Below are 23,609 nucleotides of genomic sequence, written 5' to 3'. Positions count from 1 at the left end.
TTGCTGCTCAAGGCAAGCGAGTTCTCAGCCGTTAACTTTTATGGTATGAATAGGAAGTATCCTGGTCAAACACTTTTGTACCACTCACCTCAAGACGCGATCGCACGATGCCTACCTCTAGTCACCCCCTCCGAAAACCTGAATTTCGTCGCGAACATCGCTTAGGACTCGTCGTGTATGGTGGTGTTTCTCTCGCCATTTATATGAATGGTATCTGCCGCGAATTCTATAATGCGGTACGGGGTCGAGGTATCTATAAACTGATTAAAGCCCTAACGGATTCGGATATTGTTGTAGATATCCTCTCCGGAACCTCAGCCGGCGGTATTAATGGCGTGTTACTGAGTTACGCCCTTGCCAATAGCACCAAAGACACAATTGTTGACTTTAAAGAATTTGCCCAAATTTGGCGTGACAGTGGGAATATCCGCGAACTAATGCATCACCCCTCCACCCAGGAAACCCAACAAGAGTCTGTTTTGGATGGTGCCGGCTATTATCAAACTGCCCTAGCCGAAGCGTTTGAAAAAGGCATTTATAATCGCACGGATGCGCCAGATGGGGAGTGGGTTTCAGAGTTGAATGAACTCGATTTATTTGTCACCGGAACTGACATCCTGGGACGAATTCATAAAGTATTTGATGATACAGGTCAAGTCATTGAAGTTAAAAATCACCGCCAGATTTTTCACCTCAAGCATCGTCAGGGACGGCACGAACCCTTTAATCCGAATAGTGACCCAGCGGATTTAAATCGAACGCCAGAACAAACCTATCAATCCTTAGCAAAACTCTGCCGAATTACCTCATGTTTTCCGGTGGCTTTTCCATCGGTTAATGTTGGCTTAAATAGCGATGCCAATGACATTGATCAGCGACTGATTCGATGGGGGCAAATGGACAATCGTGATTTACCCGAACAACGACCGCCAGAGGGTTATCAACTCCATTTTATTGATGGTGGGGTGTTAGATAATCGACCCTTTAGTTACACGATTAAAGATATCTATTTTCGTACCGCTAATCGTCCCGTTGATCGCAAGCTGATTTATATTGATCCCAATCCTGATCGCTTCTTGGGAAATCCCAAATTTAATGCCATGGCGAAGCCTAGCACCTGGGACGTGCTTCAGGATGCGTTAGTTGGACTCCCGACGTATGAAAGCATTAGCAACGATTTAGAGTTGATCCAAGCCCAAAACGATAAAATCAGCCGCTATAACAGCATACTCGCTAGTGTGGAAGCACCCGATCCATCAACGCCTGGTATTTCCCACAAAATTACCGTTAATGAAGAGATTTACCTCCGCAGCCGCCTGATTGGTTTGCGCGATCGCATCCTCCCCCTAATTTTACACATGGATCGACAGCAAACCACGGCTTCAGGGACAGATAAAAAAGTCATTTTAGATAAAACAGGACAACGGTTAATTGCAGGTATCATCAGCCCGACCAATAGTCAAGATAAAGATATAATTCTTCAACAAGCTAGTCAGCATATTCGTAATCTGGATATAGACTATGCGTTGAGGAAGCATTTCTACATTATTGATAAGCTATTTCACCAGCTTGAGAAAACAACCGAAATCGATGAATATAATAAGCAGCGATTACTTGTCAGTCGGTTAAATCGACAACTTAAACTGCTAGAAGTAATCCGCTTTACTTTAGATACATTACTCAGTCATCCGCAGGTTAGTCAATCCTTCTACAGTTTACTGGAGCAAAGTTTAGAAAATTCTGATCCGGAATTTCAACAGCAGTGGCGCAAGCAAGTTTATGATCGTCTCTTGCGTTTGCACCGCTTTTTCTTTGATGCGGATGGTTTAAATGACCTGTCTCCATCCGGCTTAAACCAAAATCGCCTGGAGTTCGTTCCCGCCAACTTTTTTAAGACATTGCCCACCGCTGCGGAACAGTTAGGAGTAGAGTCAAACCAGCTTCAAGAAAAACAAAGTAACTGGTTACCGCAAAAACAGATTTCTAGTATTATTGCCCAATTCCAGCAAAAAATTCGCCAACTTGATGATGATCCATCACTACTCAACCGTGTTTGGTCGGATCAAAAATACCAGGATAGCGATCCAGAAAACTGTAGTCAACTGTTTTGCTCCATTCTCCATCAAATTAATCAGGCATCAGAACGGTTAATTCAAACCAGTAAACTCAACGATTATGAGGATATTCTCAATCGTTACCAACAGTTTAGTTACTTAGATCAGGTACTCTATCCCTTTGAATATTTAATCAATCTTTCTGAAAAAGATATAATTGAGACAATTCGCTTTAGTCCAGATGATGCTCAGCTAGGGTTAGGGAAGGGAAAAACATTAGATGATAAATTGGCTGGGGATACCTTACAAGCTTTTGGCGGATTTTTTAAGAAATCCTGGCGTTCTAATGATATGTTGTGGGGGCGATTGGATGGACTCAATCGTCTTGTTGAAGCCTTAGTGACTCGTGACTCATTGCAAAATTTTCCAATTTTCTTGGCGCGACAAACCCAAGCACAAGGATGTACAGAAGATGAATACTTAGAACAACTGGTTCAAGACTGTTTCCCCGATTCCACAGCCAACACTCGTCAGAAACTCAAATCCCATCTTCGCTTATTAGCTGATCCAGATCTGTCTGATGCAGCGATGCATATTATTTTAGACGATCTGGTTTTAGAAGGTCATCGCTCAATTTTAATGACCGACTTAGAAACAGTGATTGAAGATGAAATCAGCGAACAACTAACCTGGAATCGCCAACGGGTTAAACCCACTGATCCTGATGATGTGGAACGATTACTTGCTCAACTCGGTGATCAACCACCCAGCTATCAACCCGTTCCAGGTTATTTTGAGAAAACGGTGAATACTCTAGCGGCGGCAAAATTAGCCAAAGATGCGATTGGTAGGTTCTCTCCCCAAGCAAAAGAAGACTTCTTTCGCAATCAATACCGGATTGGCAAAGAATCCATTTTAAAAGATATTCCCGGAATTGTGCTGGCAAATCTTGCTACTCGTGCAGCTTTAATCCTGCGAGATATTATGATTACGACTCTAGGAAAACAACGTGCAAAGAAACTTCAAGGGCTTTTAAGTTATCAATTTGTGAATAAGTCATTACAACTTGTCTATTGGTGGTTACAATTGAAAAGTCCCACCGCGTTTCAGAGTCCCAAGTTTATCGGTAAGCGACCGCTAATATTAGTTCTACAGGTACTACTCCTACTCACTGCCATTATCTGTGTGGTAATTACTGTCTCCACTTCGCCCATAGCTACCGCCGTCGCCCTCATTGCTACAGTTTTGTTTTGGTTATTAGGGTATGCGTGGAAAAAGTCTTAGTTGTCATTTGTCATTTGTCATTTGTCATTTGTTAAAAAGAATAGAGACTTCCATTTTAAAATTCATGTCATGTTATGAGTGCCGATTTTGTAATGCTCTCATTTCCTGCTGCACATCCACAACAATCTGTAACGCCTCATTGAGTAAACGCCCATGTTCCGTCGCTTGGTCGCTAACTTGTAAAGCTGTCAATGCCATGAGGTTATTATCAAACAATTCAGAATTGCATTTGATAAACTTGTCATTTTCCCTAAGAATTCGTTCAGTTTTTAAGGCTCGAATAATATCGTCACGGGTTAGTCGAAGTGCTTGAATAACTTGTCCCCGATTTGTTAACGCCACACCAGGATTGCCAACGGCTTCAATTTTGTCATTAATATTAATGGCTTGAATCACTCGATTAAATCGGTTTACATCTTCAAATAGTCGGATTAAATTCTTGCATTTGCGGCTAATGGCAATTTTGCGAATGTCGTTGAAGAATAAGGTGATGGCAAAAGTGGAAGGGATAGCAATTAACAACTTAAGATGTTCCGGAAAAACCTGGAGAAGTACAAACCCGGTTAAACTAATCAGGATAATAATCAAAAGGGTTTTAGTAATCTCCGCGATAAATTTAGGCAGAGTCGGTGGTTTCAGGACAGTATCAACACTTACTCCACTCAAATGTTTGAGTTCTCCTTTGGTGATTTTGAGTCCCTGTAAGTCAGGTTGCATTTTAGGTATGATAGTTTGACTTTAGCGATTCGGGCTTGGCTTAAGCGGTGATACACCTAATTGTATCTTTCTCTGTATTAGCACAAATGACTTGATGGGGTAATCGGCGGGTCTTGAATTTCCCGTTCCCTGTTCCCTGTTTCTTTAAACACAGGCTTGGCTCTCCCGTATATAAAGTGATAAATTTTGCTTATGTGTTGTGCGATTAGCTTGATTTGAATAAAACCTCGCTTAATCGCTTGATTAGTTGGGTTTCCTTTGTCAACCCAACCTACTGGATTGACACAGCTAAAATTGTGGATTAGATGTGACCATTGAATCGGGCGCAAGTCTTTGCGCCCCTAAGGTTTCGCGGCTAATGGTTAATTTTTGGAATATTACTCAGTGCAGAAGTATCAGTTTGTTCTCCCACAGTTTCCTTTTTGATAACAGCAATTGTTCCAGTTGACTCCATGACAATCGCTTCTAAGTTTTGTAAAGAAGCAATTCTGTTTTCACGCACTGCCGCTAATAATTGGACTTGGGTAACCCGTTGCTGTTGCATGGCTTTGTGTAAAAATTGACCTCGAAAGTACAGCAGTGAGGGACTTGCTGTGACTACGTTCTGGAATGACGATGAGCGAACCGTTAGCCATGAAACCACGTATTGTAAGGAAAGTAGCGTCAAGAATGCGATGACGCTTTCAGCTAAGGATACACCTTTTGCCGTGATTAATCGTCCCAGAGTAGAACCAATCGCAATCGTAATTACAAAATCAAAGGCATTCAACTGAGCTAAGGAGCGTTTGCCAGATATCCGTAGCAAGAAGAGTAAACTGATATAGGCTAAGGTTCCGACAACAACGATGCGGATTAACGGTTCAATCCCTCCATAAAAGAAAACAACCTTGTCCATAATAGTAATAATTTATTTAGCGTTATTGAGTTTGAAAATTAGGATCTCAAGCATGGGAAAATAAACAGTATAACATTCACCGCAACCTGAAGGGGGACTTTGATCTACTGTACTTTATTACAGCGCAAAGAGCTGTATTGCCAACTTTGATACCAGAAAATAAATTTATTATTTTTTAGCTTAAGTAAGAATCGAGCTTACTGAGTAAATTTTACAACCCGTTTTAACGGGTTTTAGCTTTAAGCCAGAACTTTAGTTCTCGGCTTAATTATGGGAAGCATTCTCTGTAGAAAATTAAACCGAGTCTATGTTTAAATTATTATTCAGTCAAATATTTGAATTTTTCTCCTGAACGATTTGCTCATACCCTTTCATTAAAGGAGTCGCACTAATTCCATGTATGATGATAGATAGTACAACAGTTATGGACGTTATCCAAGCAATTCTTGCACCCAATTCTCCCTCTAAACTCTTACCAAGAGAATAGGAAAGATAGTAGAGAGAGCCGACTCCTCGAACGCCAAACCAACCAAATAACCAGCGGGTTGTGGGGTGAAACCGTGAGCGAGGTGACTTGGCAAAACCTAAGTTGGTGGTGCTAATCCAAGCGCCTAAAGGTCGGATGGCAAAAATTAATAACCCTGCAATTAGAAGGGCTTCGCCACCAAATTCTAGAATTGGTTCAATTCGTAGTAGGGAACCTATCAACAGAATCGTTCCCACTTCCATCAATTTTTCAACTTGTTCGGTGAATTCCAGTTGAGAAAGTCGCCGATTAGGATTAGAATGACTCCGCTGTACCATTAACCCAGCAATAAATACCGCCAAAAATCCGTAACCGTTAATGACTTCTGTTAGCGCATAGGTGATTAAAATAATACTGAGACCAATAAAATCCTCCATTAATACATCAATGGGTCGAAACTTTTGGAGCTGCTGCTTAATCCACATAACTCCCTTTCCAACCAAAATACCTATGCCAATTCCAGCCGCGATCGCCCAAATCAAATCAACAAAAATCCATTGTGTCAACCAAGTTTGCCAATTGTCGTTTTCTAACCAATGAATTCCAAAATAGACAAAAGGAAAGGCTAAGGCATCGTTCAATCCCCCTTCAGAAGTCAGACCAAATCGCAACTCATCTCTATCTCCTATATGTGCCAATTGGACTTCGGATGCCAACACCGGGTCAGTTGGTGCAAGAATTGCCCCCAACAAAACAGCCGCTCCCCAGTTCAGATTCAATAACCAATGGCTAATTGCTGCTATGGCAAAAATTGAAATCGGCATAAGAAAAGCGATGAGCCGAATTGTTGATTTCCAAGCTCTTAGTCTCAGAGGGCGATTCATTTTTAATCCGCAACTAAACAGAGAGACAATCACCACAAATTCTGTGATGCGCTCCAAAAATTCCGTTCGGATCTGAAGTTGAATCAGATTAGCTCCATAAGGACCAAGACAAATTCCCACAACTAAGTAAATGAGAGCGTAAGAAAGAGGTAATCGCTTAATCCAACCTGAACCTATTGAGACCAACAGGAGCAGTAAGCCAATGACCAACAAGGCAAGAATATAGATATCCACAAAAGTAATACCTTATTTAACAATCGGAAAGGTTTTCTAAGACAACACGAAGAGTCGGTATTTAAATCCGTCTCGAAGTAGTCTTTTAGAATCCCTGGTATGCATAAGCTGTTCGGCATTTAAATCTTAACCTTAACAATGGCGAAATGCTTGTAGTGCGTTTAGCGAAGCCATGCCGCAGGCTTTACATCTTGCTCGCTACTAATACCCAATTTAAATGCATGACAGCTTACCAGGGAGAGGTCAACGCACTTACTCACTAACGCCAATCGGACGAACGACTAAAATACCGATCGCGTTTTTGATCTTGCCTACATACTGCTGTAAATCTTGGGAAATCGTCACCTCTCCAGCGGGTGAGGCATGAATCAAACGAATTCTACCATCTGGCTGGCGATCAATGAATCCGGTATGGGTAACATCTAATCCCGCAATAGTCGTAGCGATGCCAATAATATCTCCAGATTGTAGCTGATCATAGCTGTGGTGAATTTGCTCGGTGGGAATATAGTTAAAGGGAACAGCATTAAGCTGATCTTCCATCTCTAAAATACACTGGTAATTTGCCTGATTATTAACCAGTTGAGGATAACGGTGGCGGTGGGTACTCATGAAATTAAGCCGCTTATTTAAGGAGATTCCTCCCAGCGCCTGGGTAATATTGGCTACAGTTCCTCGTTTCTGGTTATCCTGAATCCAGGCTGAGAAGTAATGCAAACGACTACAATAGCCATCGAGTTGACCATTTTGGTAACGCTGATTGCGAAGGTGATTGACAAAGGTGGGATAGGAATAATCCTGTTGCGCTAGAGTTCGTGCGATCGCGAGTACCGTTTCCACAAATAGCACACAGTCAAATGCCTGAAGCGTTACCACCAAGGTTTCCTCTGGCGATTGGTCTAATAAGCCTGCCTTATAGGGTGTCCCCACAAATCGGTGTGCGATCGCCTGTATAATATCCGTCATCGGTTGCTCATCCAGGTGTTGGGCAATTGCCCAGTCCATGACGTGCTGGAATTGTTCCCTCTCCTCTGGTGCAGGATTCATCGATTCTGAGACGGTAATAGTTGAAGTATCGGTCAGTAACGTCTGGGAAGGGGGGAAAATCAAAGCCTCTTTTCTGGTAAGAGAGAGGTTTTCTACATCCCGTGACAAGTAAGAATAATCTATCAGTTCCTCGTCCTCTGTTTCCCAGACGTAGCAAGGGGCTTCTGTACAGACTTCCCCTCCTCTAGAAGCATCCTCAGCACGATTTGCCGCTTGACTAACTGGAATAGAATCATAGTCCTGAGCTTTAAAGGCAAGATCTGACGTAAAACCGCCAGAAATTGCCAATCCCACAAAAGCCCAGCCAAACATTGTTCTCATTATTCCTCCTACTTCTCCAGCTTAGAAGGGCGGGTTTAGTCAAGTTATCGGTAAAATCCGTCCCTACCCCCCTCCAGACGCGCCTGCTCATAGTTTGCCACAGTAGAGACGCGCCATGGCGCGATCGCTAGACCATTGATGCAGTAGGAGTTAGACTTCGATTGTCGCCCTAAAACAGCTAACTTGGGTCTGTCAATTGCGCCTCAAGGCTATAAACTGAAGGATGCATCAAGATTGAGACGATTTTATTTAAGCTGTGCGAAAAATAGTCATTGCCGGTAACTGGAAAATGTTCAAAACTCAAAGGGAGTCCTCTGAGTTTTTGCAAGAATTTATGCCCAAGCTGGAGCAAACACCCCCAGAGCGGGAAGTTGTTCTGTGCGTTCCCTTTACAGACTTGGGAGTAATGTCCAAAAATCTGCACAATAGCCGTGTGCAGCTTGGGGCGCAGAATATCCACTGGGAAGATGAAGGCGCTTTCACCGGGGAAATTTCTGGTCCCATGTTGACCGAACTCGGCTTGCGTTATGTGGTTGTCGGTCACAGTGAACGGCGTCAGTACTTTGGTGAAACGGACAAAACCGTGAACCAGCGCCTCCTCGCCGCCCAGCGTCACGGGTTAATTCCGATTCTTTGTGTCGGTGAAACAAAGCAACAACGGGATGCTGGAGAAACGGAATCTCACATCAGCCAGCAACTTGTAGAAGGCTTGGTGGATGTGGATCAGCAGCAACTGGTGATCGCGTATGAACCGATCTGGGCAATTGGCACAGGGGATACCTGTGAAGCCGCAGAAGCCAATCGGATCATGGGTTTGATTCGCTCTCAACTGAAAGTTGCAGATGTACCGATTCAATACGGGGGTTCGGTCAAGCCGGCGAATATTGATCAGATTATGAAGCAATCTGAAATTGATGGGGTGCTAGTTGGCGGAGCTAGTCTAGATCCGGGGGGATTTGCCAGAATTGTTAATTATGAATAGTTCATGGTTCATCGGTCAGGGTTCATCATTCAGGGGTCATTTGTCGAAAACAACCGATAAGCTGTCATGCATTTAAATTGGGTATTAGCACCGAGCAAGATGCAAAGCCTGCGGCATGGCTTCGCTAAACGCACTACCAGGATGAGAGCCATTCTTGACATTAAGGTTTAAACGCCGAACAGCTTAGTCGGACGAATGACAAAGGACAAATGACGAATGACAAAGGACAACTAACCATCCGAGAACGTTCGTTCTGTTGGGGAGAACGTACCTACCTCATGGGCGTTTTAAATGTGACGCCGGATAGTTTTAGTGATGGGGGAGAGTTTAATACCCCAGCAGCAGCTTTGGCACAAGCCCAACGGCTGGTCGAGGCGGGTGTGGATATTCTGGACATCGGCGGACAATCCACTCGACCGGGGGCTGAGGAGGTTTCGGAAGCCGCAGAACTCCAGCGTGTACTCCCTGTGGTCAAGGCGGTGCGTTCCTCCCTATCAATTCCGATCTCGGTGGATACTACGAGAGCCTCTGTCGCGAAAGCAGCGGTGGCGGTGGGGGCGGATATTGTCAATGATATTTCTGGTGGCACGTTTGACCCGGATATGTTTCCTGTGGTTGCCCAATTGGGTGTGCCGATTATTTTGATGCATATCCGGGGAACCCCCCAAACTATGCAAAAGCTGACCAATTATCATGACCTCATTGGCGAAATCTACGAGTTTCTAGAGGGTCAAATTCAGGTGGCTGTCAATGCGGGAATTTTGCGATCGCGCCTGCTCATTGATCCGGGGATTGGGTTCGCCAAAACCGCTGAGCAAAATATACAACTGCTGCGACAACTTGCTACTTTTCGTTCTCTCGGTGTGCCTATTTTAGTCGGCGTGTCTCGCAAACGTTTTATCGGTCACATTCTTAACCAACCTGATCCCAAGCAACGAGTCTGGGGAACGGCGGCGGCTTGCTGTGCGGCGATTGCGGCAGGATCTGATACTCTCCGGGTTCACGATGTTTCCGCCATGTATGATGTCTGTCAGGTAGCCGATGCCATCTGGCGGTAGTAAACAATGCGGCTCAGTTAAGAAAACCTGGAGAAGCTGCTGACTTTTCACGCCATTTGGAAAAATGAACATCAAACCTAACCCCTCAGCCCCCTTCGCCTTTAGATCGCCCTTCCGTCCCCCTTCAAAAGGGGGAAACCAGATGTTGCTTCGCTTTTATTGCATGGAAGGGGGAGAATTCAAAGCCTCTCTCCTTGCAGGAGAGAGGTTTGGAGAGAGGTTTTCTACATCCCGACCAAAAGTAAGGGAGAAGCTGGGGTAGAAAAAATTAAATTAGAGCTTATCCGAGGAGTATCGGGGTAGTAGAGTATTTGTTCTCGTCTGATTGTGAATTTTTGTAAAGAAATTTAGCGAAACCTTGCAATAGTTGCTCTAAAAACTCATAATTCTAATCTGACGGCGATGTGATGTATAGAGCAGCGTTATCCCAGAAGAGTCGGGATCAGCCTATGCCTTATCGATTGCTGTCAAGTCATCAAAAGCCGTATTTGAGTTAGCGAAAAAGTACCATCAAACGGTAAAATAAAAATAGTTATTGACCTCTCTACTGGAGTTTGGATGGTTCATTGAAGCTAGGTGGAACAAGTGTGTTAAGTCAAAATGATAGAAGACGATATAACGTTCGTCTATCTAAAAAAACCTGAATAAAAAGCCTTTGAATTATGAGGCAAATCAGACCCTTGAATTGCCAGACAAGTCAATTCCCATAGAGTAGCCATAAGAGCCAAAAAGTCTTAGATATTGTGAGTCTAAGCTAAGCGGTTGGCATCGTTCAGCCCAAAGCAAAAAAGCTAACAAAACTGATTGAGGTAGCGTTTTGCCTGTACAATCAGAAATGGCAGACGTTGGCATCGTTTGTTTTCATCTATCTTTCTTTGGCAAATTTGTTAACTTTTCTCTAAGAAACAGGAGTATCGCTAAATGTTCAGTTTTTTAAAATCTAAAGACAAATCGTCAGAAGCTCCGAAAAGCAAAAAAAGTAAAGACTACTTTTTGGAACTAGACGATGCGGGGGCGGTTAAATCGGAACCGGAAGCCAAGAAACCGGAACCCGCTAAAGCAACCAAAGCTCAAGAAGCAGAAGCGAAAAAGCCAGCAGCAAAGAAGCCAGCAGCGAAAGCGGCTAAAGCACCAGCAGCCAAACCGCAAAAAGCTGCACCCCAGGCGACGCCCGCAGCCAGCAATGGCAAAGTTGAACCTCAACCGGGACTCACCTTTGCACCAAACAACTTATTGCCACTCAAAACCAATAGTGGTCGGCGGCGTCCGGGTCCTTCTATGAATAATTTCCTAGAGATGGCACGTCAGGTGCAACCGCCTCGCTCATAAGCGATTTCATTTGGCAGTGCAGATTGTAGAGACGTTGCATGCAACGTCTCTACATTAATTATTTTTCAGAAAAACCAGTCCACTGTATAGTTCAAAAGCAGAATCCCAGAGGCTTTCTTGACGTCGAAACAAGTCAATGTGAGCGGGTAAACGAGTCAGCATTTCTCGATAATCGAGAGCCGTTTCAGCAAAATTGGTGAAATCTGACCAAACTGGAGTTTGAGGAAGTTGACGGTTGAGAAAATCCCGCAGCTTATTCCAGTTGATTCGATTAGTTGTCTGGCTTAGGGGAGACGGGGATTTTCCCTGAGTTAGGTGGTTCTTTGGCTGGGGGGATAATTCAGTTCCCTGTTGAAATTGATAATCGCGATCGCATAAACGCAGGATAGTTTTTCTCGTCAGTAAATGCAAGTCGCAAAACTGGGCGTAGTCTTGGGTTTGAGTCTTACGCTGTAATTTACCACGAGCGTCAACATCCACCACTTGTTCAAAAATAGGTAAGCGTCCCTCCACCAGTTGACTCACTTGGGACCACTGGAAGGGGAGAGAACCCAGTTGACCTTGATCATCTTCGCAGACAACGGTAGCTTCCTGAGAACTAACTTGGGAAAAATAATGAACCCTAAACACATTGAGGGATTGAATCTCCGCCAAAATTGCCCAAAAACAAGGAACTGAACCCTGCTTGAGGGATGACGCATAAAATTTTAATTCGCCAATGGGTCCAACTCGATACAACCGCCATCCCCGTGTTGGGAGTTGTAGGCGGGCGGTATAGGGATCGATTTGCATAATCTTCGCCAAGGTTTGGGCGGCGGTGGGTTTGGCTTCGGGTTCTATGGGTTCGAGGACTAAAATACCGAATTGAGTATTTTCGGCGTCAGCCGTGGCTTGGGCTAAGGCTTGGCGGCGTTTTTCCTGTTCCATGGCTTCTAAACGCCCCAATCCTTGACGCGCTTGGGTCATAACTTTAGGATGCGTTGTATTTTTAAGTAACTTGCGGTAAGCGGTTTCGGCGGCGTCTAACTTACCTGTGGCTTCGTGTAAGCGTCCGATATAGAATTGCACCCACGGGTTATTGGGGTCTTCCTGGGCTAACTGTTTGAGTAACCGAGCCGCTGTGCGGTAGTCTTTTTGTTTAAAGGCATTAATAACTTGGTCAAGCATAATTTTGTCTTATGTCTTATGTCTTATGTCTTATGTCTTATGTCATTTGTAAAAGATTGTCACTTTTGTACCTCTAAACTAGCAGCAATTAACGAAAGAGCCATGAGGGGGGCGGTAACAGCTCGTAAAATTCGGTGTCCTAGGGAAACAGGTTGAAATCCAGCCGCGATCGCTTGTTCGATTTCTGCGGGAGTCCAGCCGCCTTCGGGTCCTGTAGCTATTGCAATAATAGGAAGGTTTGACCCTTCGCTGCATTCATCTGGAACCGGGTTTTGAATGTAGGGGCGGGTTTCACTATTATCGTTTGTTGTCACCCTAATGGTGCTAAACCCGCCCTCATCTCCCTTATCTTCCCCATCTCCGGGATCAATAACCTCTAGCTTAGGTAAGCAATTTAACAAATGAGGAACGTTACCTCGTGCGACACAAATATAGCGGTGGGTGGTGGAGTCGATAGCTTGTTTAATCGCTGATGTAAAGTCCAAGGGATCAAGAATTGTGGGTACAATCTGACGTTCCGATTGTTCGGCGGCTTCTTGGGCGATACGTCGCCAGCGTTCCAGTTTGCGGGGACTGGGGTTAAGAATCGTGCGATCGCTCTTAATTGGTATGATATCGGTTACACCGAGTTCGGTTGCAGCGGAGATAACATCCTCAAATCCACTCCCCTTGGGCATCGCGGTCATTAGGGTAATTGCACAAGGTAATTCGGTTTGGATGGGGATCGATTCAATAATTGTAGCTTCGGTCAAGTTAGCCACCAACTCACTCAACCACCAGTTTTCTTGTCCATCCATAGCAATAAAGCGATCGCCTTCAGTTAGTCGCAAGACTCGCACCAGGTAATGCTGTTGGCTGTCGGTGAGGAAAATCTGTTGGTTTTGTCGTTGCGTGGGTGAGATGACTAACCGTTGCAGGTTCATCGTTGATTGGTCATGGTTCATTATTCATCGGAAATTGGGGTTACCAGGGACTCCCCACTAGAGTAAACGCACTCCAATAATAAGGATGGGTAAGTTCCTTATCCGGTAATTCAGCTAACTGGGGAGGTAGGGGGAAGATACCATTCGGCGTCACAATTTGACCCTTTTCTAATCGGACTTTTCCCTGAATCATCGCTAATTGTGCTTGTCGCAATGCTTCAGCTTTAATTGGGGCTTGTTTTAACTGTTCATAGAACCCCATCATTAACCCTAATGTCCCCTCATCGCTCACATACCAGAGACTCCCCAACGCCGATTTAACCCCAGCTTGTACCGCCAACCCCGTAAAACCTAACTCTGCCTCTTCATCGCCCAACGCCGTGCGACAAGCGCTTAATACCATCAATTCAACCGGGGGATTATTCAAGCCCAATTCACGGATTTGATCCAGGGGTAGCTTTTGATTCCAAAACTGGATATAAGAATTTTCCGGCTTACCCGGTTTAAACTCCCCATGAGTGGCTAAATGCACAATTCCAAACGGTTGATTCGCCCGTGCTTGCTTGAGTATATCAGGAGTAAACGTGGAATTCAGGAAAGATCGACCCTGCCATAATTTATCTGCGATCGCGTCTAATTCCACAGGCACAGCAGGTAAAGGATTTTGGTCAGTAAATTCCGACGCCCCCATCGCCAACACTTGTAGATTTGTCACATCCACATAGCGGGTATCCGTCAGAGAAAGACTCGGCATAAAGCCAACACTATACCGTTCAATAATAAACCCATTACCATCATGCAGCACCGCCATAGGTAAGGAACGCAATCCCTGATCCATAATAAATACCAAATTATTAATCTCTCGCCGTTCTAACTCCTCCTCCAACGGCGAAATTAACCACTGATACAATTGCTGTGCAGCCGGCAAATAAGGGCGAGGAATACGAGTATCCGTCACCGCACGGCGCAAATCTTGAGTCATTTTCAGCACCTTCTCCCTTGTCGCCCCTGGTACAGAATAACTCATCGTTTTTCCATCAGCCGTAACCAAAATTAATGCCAACTGATCACTCTCTTGAGGCTCTGAATTAGCCAAATCCATTACCTCAAAACCGCCACCCCCCTCTGCGCCCCTCTGCGCTTCCCTCTGCGCCCCTCTGCGTTTTAATAAAAACTCCGATTTTGCCCCATTCAATGAACCTTCTTCTCGAACAGAAGTTGGCACAAAAATCGCATAAATCAAAGCCGGTTTAACCCCCGTCGCTTGTTCAATTTGATGTAACGTTGCCCTTGCTTGAATCAGAGTTGTTAGGGCAGTCTCCTCTAAATTCAGATAATTTTCAAACCTTAGAGTAAAACGTTCTTCAATCGGTGCAATTGCATCAACCTCTAGGGATGGAATAACTTGCTCAACTGTAGATGGGACAGATTCTTTTTCCTCTTCCTCTTGAACTTGGGTAATATCAACCGGATTAATCGGTAGCTCAGTAAAATTCGGCGTTGTGTCGATAGGAGGAATTGGGGGTTCAATTGGAACAATTGGCGGTTCAATCGGAATAATTGGGGGTTCAATTGGAGTGATGGGTTCATCAACACTGATAATCTGAATATTGCCCTCAACATGGGTAAACAAAAACGATTCAGAGGGAGAAATTGTAATATCGCCACTGGTAATTGCTCCAACTGTACCATTAACACTGGCATCACCAATCTGAAACGGAGTCTCTCCATTTCCACCATGGCGAATAATAATCTCTCCTCCTCCTAAATCACCCGCCGTAGAAAGACTCGCCTCTCTTCCATTATTATCAGTAAAACTGCCAGTGGCTCGGAAAAATTGCCCCGCCGTAATATCAACAGTTCCACCGTTCCCACTATTACCGCCTTGAGCATTAATCGAGGTTACTTCAATATCATTAATTGGGTCAAGGATAACATCGCCACCATCACCACTATTACCGCTGCTATTAATTTCACCTGTAGTTATTGCCGTTAAAGCACGAATGGTGATATCTCCACCACTCGCCCCAAAACTATTGAGATTATTCGTTGTAATCGCCCCATCACTACTTTCTACGGTAATCATTCCCCCTTGAGCATTACCACTAGAACTCGAATCAATATCATTGGTGGTAATATTACCAGGAGCCGTGAGATCAATTGCTCCGCCATTACCTGTTTCATTACTGCTATCAAGGATTCCCGCACGAGTATCAATAGTGCCAAGGGTACTGGTGAGAGTAATCCCACGACCTGGATTAATAATATCACCAGTGATAATATCTTGGTTAGCTTGTAATATTAGGGTAGCGTCATCGGCTCCAGTTATTGTGCCACCGGTAGTATTGATAGAACCCGAACCAACAGGCACTTGGAATGTAACAGAATCATTAAACGTGACATCACCCACCAATGTAATTAAACCACTACTGTTGCTTCGTCCAATCGCGATCGCACTAAACCCATTTTGCAGCACACTCAGTTCTGTCGCCGTCACCTCTAAAATACTAATATTGCCACTATCAGTACCCCCAACTTGAATCGATTGCGTCGGTGTCAAGGGTTGAATGGTTAAATTGCCTGTTCCCGATACAGTTCCCGCAATATTAATTTCATCTCCGGTAAGGGTTAAACTGCCAGCCGCACCATTAATGTTGCCACTGAAGTTTTCATTTGTGCTAAAAATAAAGGTGTCATCTAAGTTGCCACCAGTGAGATTTGAGACATCACTGAATGTTAGACTACTATTAACTGTACCGCTGTTACTCCCCGTAATCGTCCAACTATTAGGCGTGTTATCTCCCACTAGGGTAATGTCAGAATTGCCAATCACCGCTTCAATATTTTCAATTGTTGCCAAATTCAACGTCACTAGATTGACAGCCTTTGAATAATTAAGACTATCGCTACCAAGCCCTCCGTCAATTGTGCCACTAATTATTCCGTTGTTATTGAAAACGAACGTATCAGCAGCCGTTCCACCGATTAAGTTTTCAATAGAGGTGAACCCTAAACCATTACTAAACCCTGATAAATCCCCGCTATCCGTACCGTTAATTGTCCACGTCGTATCTTGATCAGAACCGACTAATGTTGAACCTCCAGAAATAATCACAATATCCTGAAACGGAGTTGAACCTGTATTCGTCACTGTATCAAATAGAGTTACTGTACCCGTACCATCAGCACGCCCTATATTAATTCTCAGAAAACCATCTTGCCAGCCAGCAATCTCCGTCGTGGTTAAATCCAGAGTGTCTACTCCCGTGTCACTGGCTGTACCAATAGCAATGTTTTGATTTGCTGTTGCTGGTTCAATGTTTAAATTGCCTGTGCTGACAACAGATACAATGCCATCAACGCCCCCTGTTAAATTAATTTCATTGCCAATTAGAGTGATATTTCCACCATCGGGAGAACCACTCGCATCTAGATCCCCGGCAATAATATTACTGCCCGCTTCAAGGGTAATAGTTCCACCCGTACCACTGGTTGATGAAGCATCAAGCAAGCCACCATCGCTAAAACCACCAAGAGAAAAGAAGGTACTCGTGTCGATAGTTCCACCAGCTTTGAGGTTAATATTGCCATTGGCAGCGATACCAGCCGTAGTAATGTTACCTGTTGCTTCAAGGGTAATATTGCCACCCGAAATATCGCAGAAACTAACACTGCCACAGAGAGTGCTAGCTAGCATAGTGATATTCCCACCTGTACTGGTAATGGAAATATCTCCGCCGCCAATATTAACAAGTTCAATGTCACCATCAGCTACAAAAGTAATATTTCCCTCCTGATTATCACCCGATGAATCAACAGAACCTTGTGAGGTTAGATCAATTTTGCCACCACTGGTTAAACTAATGTTTCCACCATTGCCAAATTCAGTGCTGGCACTAAGATTCTTAACGCTAATATCGCCAGCCGCCTCCAGAGTAATATCATCCGCATCACTGGTATTAGTACCGTCAGTCGATATCGTACCTGTAGAGATAGAACCGCCGCTACTAATTATTTCAATATCACCTCCACTCTCATTAGTTAATCTCTCTCCAGTTTGAATATTAAAAGTACTGATATCACCCGTAGCCGACAATATAATAGTTCCATCATTCGTAGGCGTCGTACTAATTTCCCCAACGGAAATACTGCCGGGATTGGTGGTTGAACCAGAGGAATCAAAGGGTGGCGGAATATTGACTGGATTATCTAAGGATGTTTTTCCCGCCTGCAAAATAACAGCGGCGGTACTGCTTAACAGGGAAAAATCTGGATCTGTCCCCACTAAATTCGCATCGGGTCCAGTAATAGTAATATCTCCCCCCGTAATACTTCCTCTCGTTTCAATCTTGAGAGATACGCCTGTATAATCACCAAATATTACATCTTCATTTGAGCTGATAATGGGGTCAAACTTACTGATATAGTTTCCCGGTTGACCTGATAAATTGAGGACAGAAAAGCGCCCACCACTGCTAAAGTGAGCATCCCCAGAAATAGCGCCATTACTTACTAAACTCAGATTCCCACCACTGACAAACGGTGTTTGTGGATGATTGAGTGCCAAAATATCAATGGCATGATTCCCTTGAATATAAAGATTACCGCCAGCTTGCGCCAAACAGGGATTCGTTACACTGTCTCGCACGAACACCGTATTTCCGGCTAGCAGAGTTAAATCATTGGTCGTATTGAGTTGGCTTTCTACCAAGGTTAAATTATTAATAGCTGACAGGATTACTGTCTGTGCTGTCGCGTTCTCAGATACGACATCGCCGTTCTCGACAGGGAAATTCGTATTAGCTAGTTGTACCTCTCCCTCTGTGGTAACATCAACCCCTGTCTCCACATTTTCCCCTGTCCCCGTTAACAAGCTGGCTAAATCTAAAGGTGTAAATGGTTGCAGTAATTCTTGATCATCCCTGGGAAGTTCCACCTCTAAACTTAATAACTGACCCTCCTGAGAAATTCTCACCAAATTAGAACCGGATACCGCCGCCACGGTAATTTGTCCTCCTGAGGCTGTCAGTTGCCCCGTGTTAATCACAGAACCTCCCAACAAGGTTAAATCCTGTCCCGGAGAAACGGCTAAATTTCCGGCATTAACAAGGCTTCCTCCGGGAGAAACATCAAATGCAAATTGATTAGGATTACCCACTAACTGCTGATAATTATTTTCGCCAAATGCATTAAACCAATGATTATCGCTAAATCCAATACCTGTCGCCGTTGTTGCGGTAAAATCAGCCGGAACATTTAAACTCGCTTGATTGCCAAAAATAATTCCTGCTGGATTCATTAAATATAAATTCGGACTTCCCCCAGTTATCTGAATCAATCCATTAATCATGGAGGGATTACCACTAATCACGCGCCCTAAGATATTTTGTAGATTAGGATTCGCCAGAAAGTTAGCAATTTGACCCGCATCTAAGCCAAAGTCTTGGAAACTGTGAAATAGGTTGGCTTATTTGAGTCCCTAAACCCGCCCCTACAGATTCCCTAAACCTGCCCCTACAATTGACTAATCTAAATCTGGGTTATCGACTTCCTTTATAATCCGGTCTTTCTCAAGCGGACTAATAAGTAGTCAGACAAAATTAAAATTAACAGTTGAGATTGGGAAAGAATGGGAATCACCAGTGATTCTAGTCCTGAAGTGTTTCTATGGTAACGGTTAATCCTTGCTCCTGAAGCAAATTAAGAATTTGTTGGGCATTCTCGCGACTACTAAATAATCCCACTTGCATCATTAACGTCCCATTGTAAGAAGTACGAAACGCCCCAGGAATCAGCGATCGCACTAAGGTTTGCTGATCGTCAGTTGCGGCGGCGACTAATACCCGATAACGCCCTTCCGGTGCGGTTTCAGGGGGCGGTTCATCGGGGGTGGCGGATGGGTTGTTGCTACTGAGTACAGGAATAGAATCCCGGTTGGGGAACTCTTGTGCATTAACTGTGATATCTCGGATCTCGGCTTCAGGTGTCGAGGTGGCTGGTGTGGATGTATCAGGTATCGCCGTCTCGGTTGGCGAGGGAACGGAAATATCGATGATCCGGGGAACGGTGGCGGCTGGTGTCGTTGGGTTAGTTGGGTTCTGTTGAGACTGGAGACTGGAGGGAACCGGAAAAGACGCGGCGGAAATGGGAGAGGTTGAGGAGGATTCGCCTGTCTGATCTCCGGCGGCGGGTTGAGTCTCAGTTGATTCTGGGGGATTCGCCACCGATAGGGAGATAGTTGTCCAGTCTGAGGGAAACGTGGTGGGAAGTGTTTCTAACTGGGAGATAGTCGTCTCCGGTTCAATGATGGGGGAAACAGTTTCAGGAGTTGGCGAAGGATTCGCGGTAGTTTCAACGGGTTCAGATACCGATTCGGTTTGGGGAATACTCGTAGTCGTGGGAGATTCAACCGAGGTTGAAGGACTGTTGCGATCGGCGCTTCGCAGGGGTACTTCGCGATCGCGACTTAATTCCAAAGTAGCGTTTTCCCGGTCAATAAACACATTTTCCCGCACATCTGCCTGTAATGTCCCCGCCACGAGAATACCATCACCACCATTGTTATAAAAGTAATTGCTGCGAATGGTTGGCGCACTATTTCCCTTAATCACAATTCCGGCGCTGGTATTTTCTGTAAATGTATTATCCACGACTACGGGGGAACTGGATTCAATCCATAACCCATAGCCTTGAGGATTGGGATTAGTAATCGTCACACCGGTTACTGTGGCGGGGTTTGCAGCCAGAATGGTAATATTCTGCTGGGCGGCGGTGGGACTCTCGAACAGTCCCCCCCCTTGGATGATAATATTCTCCCCTCTGGTTCGGGGATTCCCTTGCAACGTGACGCCGGGGGGCAAAATTAAAGGAAAGGTTTCATCGGTTTGGGAACTATAGATACCAGGCGTTAAAACAATCACCGTATTCGGTTGAGCGACTTGTAAGGCTTTGGCAATGGTTTTGAACGGGGAATCCATATTACCATTCCCATCAATATCATCCCCAGTTATGGGGTTGACCAACAACACTTGGGTGTCTTGCTGATTTTGGGCAACAAGTCGCTGGGGAGTTGGGGTTAACTGTGCTACAGTTTTTGGCAAACCTAGAGGAGTCAGGGTTAGACAGCCGATAGAAACCCCAGCGATCGCCCCTATCCTACATCGGATCAGGGGTTGGTGGTGGAACCATTGAATTGGGTAGGGCTTAACCATCTCCTGGGGGGTGAATCTCAACCTAATGCTTTGAGTTTACTGTACTCAGTTGCACTAGAATAGCTAATTAACAATGGTTCTACAATATCTAAATAATTCCCAATAGTTTATGAGTTACTCAAAACTCGGTCAACGATTAACAGCCACTACCCTGTTAGGATAAAAAATCATGTGGAGCAGTTGGCGATGAGTGGGTACAACGGTTGGATAGGGCAAGAACCAGCAGTTTGCCGGATTTTAGATGCGAATTTAGACCGAGCCAGAGAAGGCTTACGGATTATCGAAGAGTGGTGTCGCTTTGGTCTAAATAGCGTGCAGATGGCGAGTGAATGCAAACAGATGCGTCAAGAACTTGCCCGTTGGCACAGTCGAGAGATTCGCGCCGAACGGGATACGCCTGGTGATTTGGGGACAGAACTCTCTCATCCCCAGGAAGAACAACGCACCAATATCCAACAAGTTTTGCAAGCTAACCTGTGTCGGGTTCAGGAAGCCTTACGGGTACTAGAAGAATATGGTAAGCTTTGTAGTCCCACTATGGGAGCCGCTTGCAAACAAATGCGTTATCGGGTCTATACCCTCGAGAGTCAGTTGCTCATCTACCACCGCTATCAACTGCTGAAGCGATCGCAGCTTTATTTAGTTACCTCACCCTCAGACCAACTCTTGCCCACCGTAGAAGCGGCGCTACAAGGAGGACTGACGTTAGTTCAGTATCGGGAAAAGGGGGCTGACGATTTAGGCAGACTCGCTCAAGCCCAGAAACTGCGCCAAATGTGCCACCATTACGGGGCATTATTTATTATGAACGATCGCGTGGATTTAGCTCTAGCGATCGATGCCGATGGCGTTCATTTAGGACAGCAGGATATGCCCATTGCTGTCGCCAGAAAACTCCTGGGACCTCATCGAATTATTGGTCGCTCTACCACAAATCCCGACGAAATGCAACGGGCAATTACAGAAGGCGCGGATTATATTGGCGTTGGACCTATTTATGAAACCCCAACCAAAGTCGGCAAAACAGCGGCGGGGTTAGACTATGTGCAGTATGCAGCGCAACAAGCATCGATTCCCTGGTTTGCGATCGGTGGCATTGATCCGAATAATATTCATGAGGTCTTAGGGGCGGGAGCGAAACGAGTCGCGATCGTGCGTGCGATTATGCAAGCAGAACAACCGACACTGGTAACCCAGTATTTTCTCTCTCAACTCACCCAAAACCAGAACCTGCGTCGTATTGAAGCTGGTACTCCTCAATCATGACCAACAATAGTAATCAAATTACTCTACAAGTGAATGGTGAATCCCGTACCTGTGCGGCTGACACCAAATTGCCTCAGCTTTTAGAACAGCTTGACTTAAATCCACGCTTAGTGGCGGTTGAGTACAATGGCGAGATTCTTCACCGCCAGTTTTGGTCCGATACTCAGATGAAGGAAGGGGATCAGTTGGAAGTGGTGACGATTGTTGGTGGCGGGTAGGAGAGCAGGGGAAGCAGGGGAAGCAGGGGAAGCAGAGGGAGCAGGGGAAGCAGAGGGAGCAGGGGAAGCAGAGGGAGCAGGGGAAGCAGGGGACGAATGGCGAATGACGTAGCTTGCTTCTCGCGAAGGGAGTATAACGAATGACAAATGACGAATGACAAATGACAAATGACGAATCGGTAATCTCCACTCTTGGGATGTTTCAGCTCATGAAGGAGAGCGATACAGTGGAAGAGTAGTCAGTAATCCCACCCAGCTTGAGGTGAGTTGTTTCCCTTGGTTCAGACTGATGAGGGTAAAAATTGTTCATGGCTGATGTCAGCCGTTGGAAACTCACCTGAGTTGGAATAATCCTAATTAACTTATGCGTAACCATCTTTTTTCCAAGATCAAACCCTTTTTAAAGTCTCTGCTTGTTGTTGGTCTCATTTTTACCTTAGTCCTCGGAAATGCCAGTGACGCTTTAGCCGCTCGTAGTGGTGGGAGAATTGGAGGCGGTTCCTTCCGCGCTCCCAGTCGTACCTATTCTCGCCCTGGTGGGGGGTATCGCGGTGGCGGTGGCGGTTATGGATATGGTGGGAGAGGAATTGGCTTTCCGTTTCTCTTACCCTTCTTCGGCTTCGGTGGCGTGGGGAGTCTGTTCGGAATTCTGATCTTTTTTGCGATCGCGAATTTCTTGGTGCAGTCTTTCCGTCGTTTGGGTGAAGGAGGCGGAAATGATGTCCCTAGCACGATCAATCCCAAGGTTTCCGTGGGACGCTTGCAAGTGGGTTTACTTGCTAGTGCGCGTAATCTTCAGCATGAACTTGACGAGTTAGCTCAACAAGCGAATACCGATTCACCTCAAGGACGAGCGCAAGTGCTGCAAGAGTCTACTTTAGCCTTACTTCGTCATCCAGAATACTGGGTGTATGGTGCAACCCAATCCCAGCAAATTGCTTTAGACGCCGCCGAAGCTCGGTTTAATCAGCTCTCCCTTGCAGAACGCAGTAAATTTGCCGAAGAAACCCTATCTAATTACGAGGGTCAACTTCGCCAAGGGGCTGCTAAAGCGGCTGAAGGGGATGGAGCCTTGGTTGAATCTCAAGACCCCGGTGAATACATTATCGTCACCCTTTTAGTTGGTGTGCAAGGGAAGCTGGAATTACCCACCATTAATAGTTCCGATGACTTGCGTCAAGCCTTAAGTCAGATGGGTGGTGTGTCAAGCGATCGCTTATTGGCAATTGAAGTCCTCTGGACACCCCAAGCCGAAGGCGATACGTTAACCTCAGATGATGTATTAGCCGAATATCCCGATCTGAAACTGGTTTAACTCACATCTTGCACCTCGTCTGGCTGCTAAGACAATAGTGAGCGAGACGCTCCTGATTTTGTAGGGTGTCCAAAAAAAACACCGGATTTTCAACCGCGATCGCACCCCAAAGATGTAGGGGCAGGTTTAGGGAATCTGTAGGGGCGGGTTTAGGGACAATTGTAGGGGCGGGTTTAGGGAATCTGTAGGGGCGGGTTTAGGGACAATTGTAGGGGCGGGTTTAGGGAATCTGTAGGGG

At 45.2% G+C, this 23,609-nt stretch carries 15 protein-coding genes and 1 pseudogene; 8 read left to right on the top strand and 8 right to left on the bottom strand.

Annotated elements, in window-relative coordinates; translation table 11 throughout:
- Positions 1 to 107: 107 nt before the first annotated feature.
- On the top strand, positions 108 to 3,338 hold the full coding sequence (locus tag RIB93_RS26260; RefSeq protein ID WP_446377200.1) for a patatin-like protein: 3,231 nt from the start codon (positions 108 to 110) through the stop codon (positions 3,336 to 3,338).
- Between the two features lie 72 nt (positions 3,339 to 3,410).
- Here RIB93_RS26260 and RIB93_RS26255 read toward each other — a convergent pair whose 3' ends face one another.
- From RIB93_RS26255 to RIB93_RS26240, 4 genes are all read right to left on the bottom strand, one after another.
- Positions 3,411 to 4,055: a hypothetical protein gene (locus RIB93_RS26255; RefSeq protein ID WP_446377198.1), complete on the bottom strand. Its 645-nt coding sequence runs from the start codon at positions 4,053 to 4,055 to the stop codon at positions 3,411 to 3,413.
- Between the two features lie 355 nt (positions 4,056 to 4,410).
- Positions 4,411 to 4,950: a DUF421 domain-containing protein gene (locus tag RIB93_RS26250; RefSeq protein WP_446377196.1), complete on the bottom strand. Its 540-nt coding sequence runs from the start codon at positions 4,948 to 4,950 to the stop codon at positions 4,411 to 4,413.
- Between the two features lie 327 nt (positions 4,951 to 5,277).
- Positions 5,278 to 6,534 carry a cation:proton antiporter gene (locus RIB93_RS26245; protein ID WP_446377194.1) on the bottom strand — a complete coding sequence of 419 codons (1,257 nt, stop codon included), beginning with the start codon at positions 6,532 to 6,534 and terminating at the stop codon, positions 5,278 to 5,280.
- Positions 6,535 to 6,786: 252 nt separating this feature from the next.
- Positions 6,787 to 7,902 carry an N-acetylmuramoyl-L-alanine amidase-like domain-containing protein gene (locus tag RIB93_RS26240; protein WP_446377192.1) on the bottom strand — a complete coding sequence of 372 codons (1,116 nt, stop codon included), beginning with the start codon at positions 7,900 to 7,902 and terminating at the stop codon, positions 6,787 to 6,789.
- A gap of 256 nt (positions 7,903 to 8,158) precedes the next feature.
- Here RIB93_RS26240 and tpiA point away from each other — a divergent pair, with 256 nt between their 5' ends.
- The 3 genes from tpiA (at position 8,159) to RIB93_RS26225 (ending at position 11,271) form a co-directional block, all read left to right on the top strand.
- Complete coding sequence (gene tpiA, locus RIB93_RS26235) at positions 8,159 to 8,884, top strand: triose-phosphate isomerase (protein WP_446377190.1); 726 nt, start codon at positions 8,159 to 8,161, stop codon at positions 8,882 to 8,884.
- A 209-nt stretch (positions 8,885 to 9,093) separates the two neighbouring features.
- Positions 9,094 to 9,942 carry a dihydropteroate synthase gene (gene folP, locus RIB93_RS26230; RefSeq protein ID WP_446377188.1) on the top strand — a complete coding sequence of 283 codons (849 nt, stop codon included), beginning with the start codon at positions 9,094 to 9,096 and terminating at the stop codon, positions 9,940 to 9,942.
- Positions 9,943 to 10,863: 921 nt separating this feature from the next.
- The gene (locus RIB93_RS26225; protein WP_446377186.1) at positions 10,864 to 11,271 is read left to right on the top strand and encodes a hypothetical protein; all 408 of its coding nucleotides are present in this window, start codon (positions 10,864 to 10,866) and stop codon (positions 11,269 to 11,271) included.
- 54 nt (positions 11,272 to 11,325) lie between these two features.
- On the opposite strand, the gene RIB93_RS26220 is transcribed toward RIB93_RS26225, so the two are convergent.
- From RIB93_RS26220 to RIB93_RS26205, 4 genes and pseudogenes are all read right to left on the bottom strand, one after another.
- Positions 11,326 to 12,438 (bottom strand): tetratricopeptide repeat protein, encoded by a 1,113-nt coding sequence (locus RIB93_RS26220; protein WP_446377184.1) that lies wholly within the window; start codon positions 12,436 to 12,438, stop codon positions 11,326 to 11,328.
- 59 nt (positions 12,439 to 12,497) lie between these two features.
- Complete coding sequence (locus RIB93_RS26215) at positions 12,498 to 13,382, bottom strand: RsmE family RNA methyltransferase (protein ID WP_446377182.1); 885 nt, start codon at positions 13,380 to 13,382, stop codon at positions 12,498 to 12,500.
- Between the two features lie 19 nt (positions 13,383 to 13,401).
- Positions 13,402 to 18,828, bottom strand: a pseudogene (locus RIB93_RS26210) (CHAT domain-containing protein); the annotation flags it as partial.
- A gap of 181 nt (positions 18,829 to 19,009) precedes the next feature.
- Complete coding sequence (locus RIB93_RS26205) at positions 19,010 to 20,572, bottom strand: DUF1565 domain-containing protein (protein ID WP_446377179.1); 1,563 nt, start codon at positions 20,570 to 20,572, stop codon at positions 19,010 to 19,012.
- 186 nt (positions 20,573 to 20,758) lie between these two features.
- Here RIB93_RS26205 and RIB93_RS26200 point away from each other — a divergent pair, with 186 nt between their 5' ends.
- The 4 genes from RIB93_RS26200 (at position 20,759) to RIB93_RS26185 (ending at position 23,371) form a co-directional block, all read left to right on the top strand.
- Entirely contained in the window at positions 20,759 to 21,838 is a 1,080-nt protein-coding gene (locus RIB93_RS26200) for a thiamine phosphate synthase (protein WP_446377176.1), read from the top strand.
- The gene (thiS, locus tag RIB93_RS26195) at positions 21,835 to 22,056 is read left to right on the top strand and encodes a sulfur carrier protein ThiS (RefSeq protein ID WP_446377174.1); all 222 of its coding nucleotides are present in this window, start codon (positions 21,835 to 21,837) and stop codon (positions 22,054 to 22,056) included. The genes RIB93_RS26200 and thiS overlap by 4 nt, the downstream gene beginning before the upstream one ends.
- Complete coding sequence (locus RIB93_RS26190) at positions 22,046 to 22,168, top strand: hypothetical protein (protein WP_446377172.1); 123 nt, start codon at positions 22,046 to 22,048, stop codon at positions 22,166 to 22,168. The genes thiS and RIB93_RS26190 overlap by 11 nt, the downstream gene beginning before the upstream one ends.
- A gap of 252 nt (positions 22,169 to 22,420) precedes the next feature.
- On the top strand, positions 22,421 to 23,371 hold the full coding sequence (locus RIB93_RS26185; protein ID WP_446377170.1) for a DUF1517 domain-containing protein: 951 nt from the start codon (positions 22,421 to 22,423) through the stop codon (positions 23,369 to 23,371).
- Positions 23,372 to 23,609: the final 238 nt, after the last annotated feature.

The organism is Coleofasciculus sp. D1-CHI-01 (assembly GCF_040218875.1).
Lineage (GTDB): Bacteria > Cyanobacteriota > Cyanobacteriia > Cyanobacteriales > Coleofasciculaceae > Coleofasciculus.
This window is presented reverse-complemented; position numbering and strand designations above follow the sequence as displayed.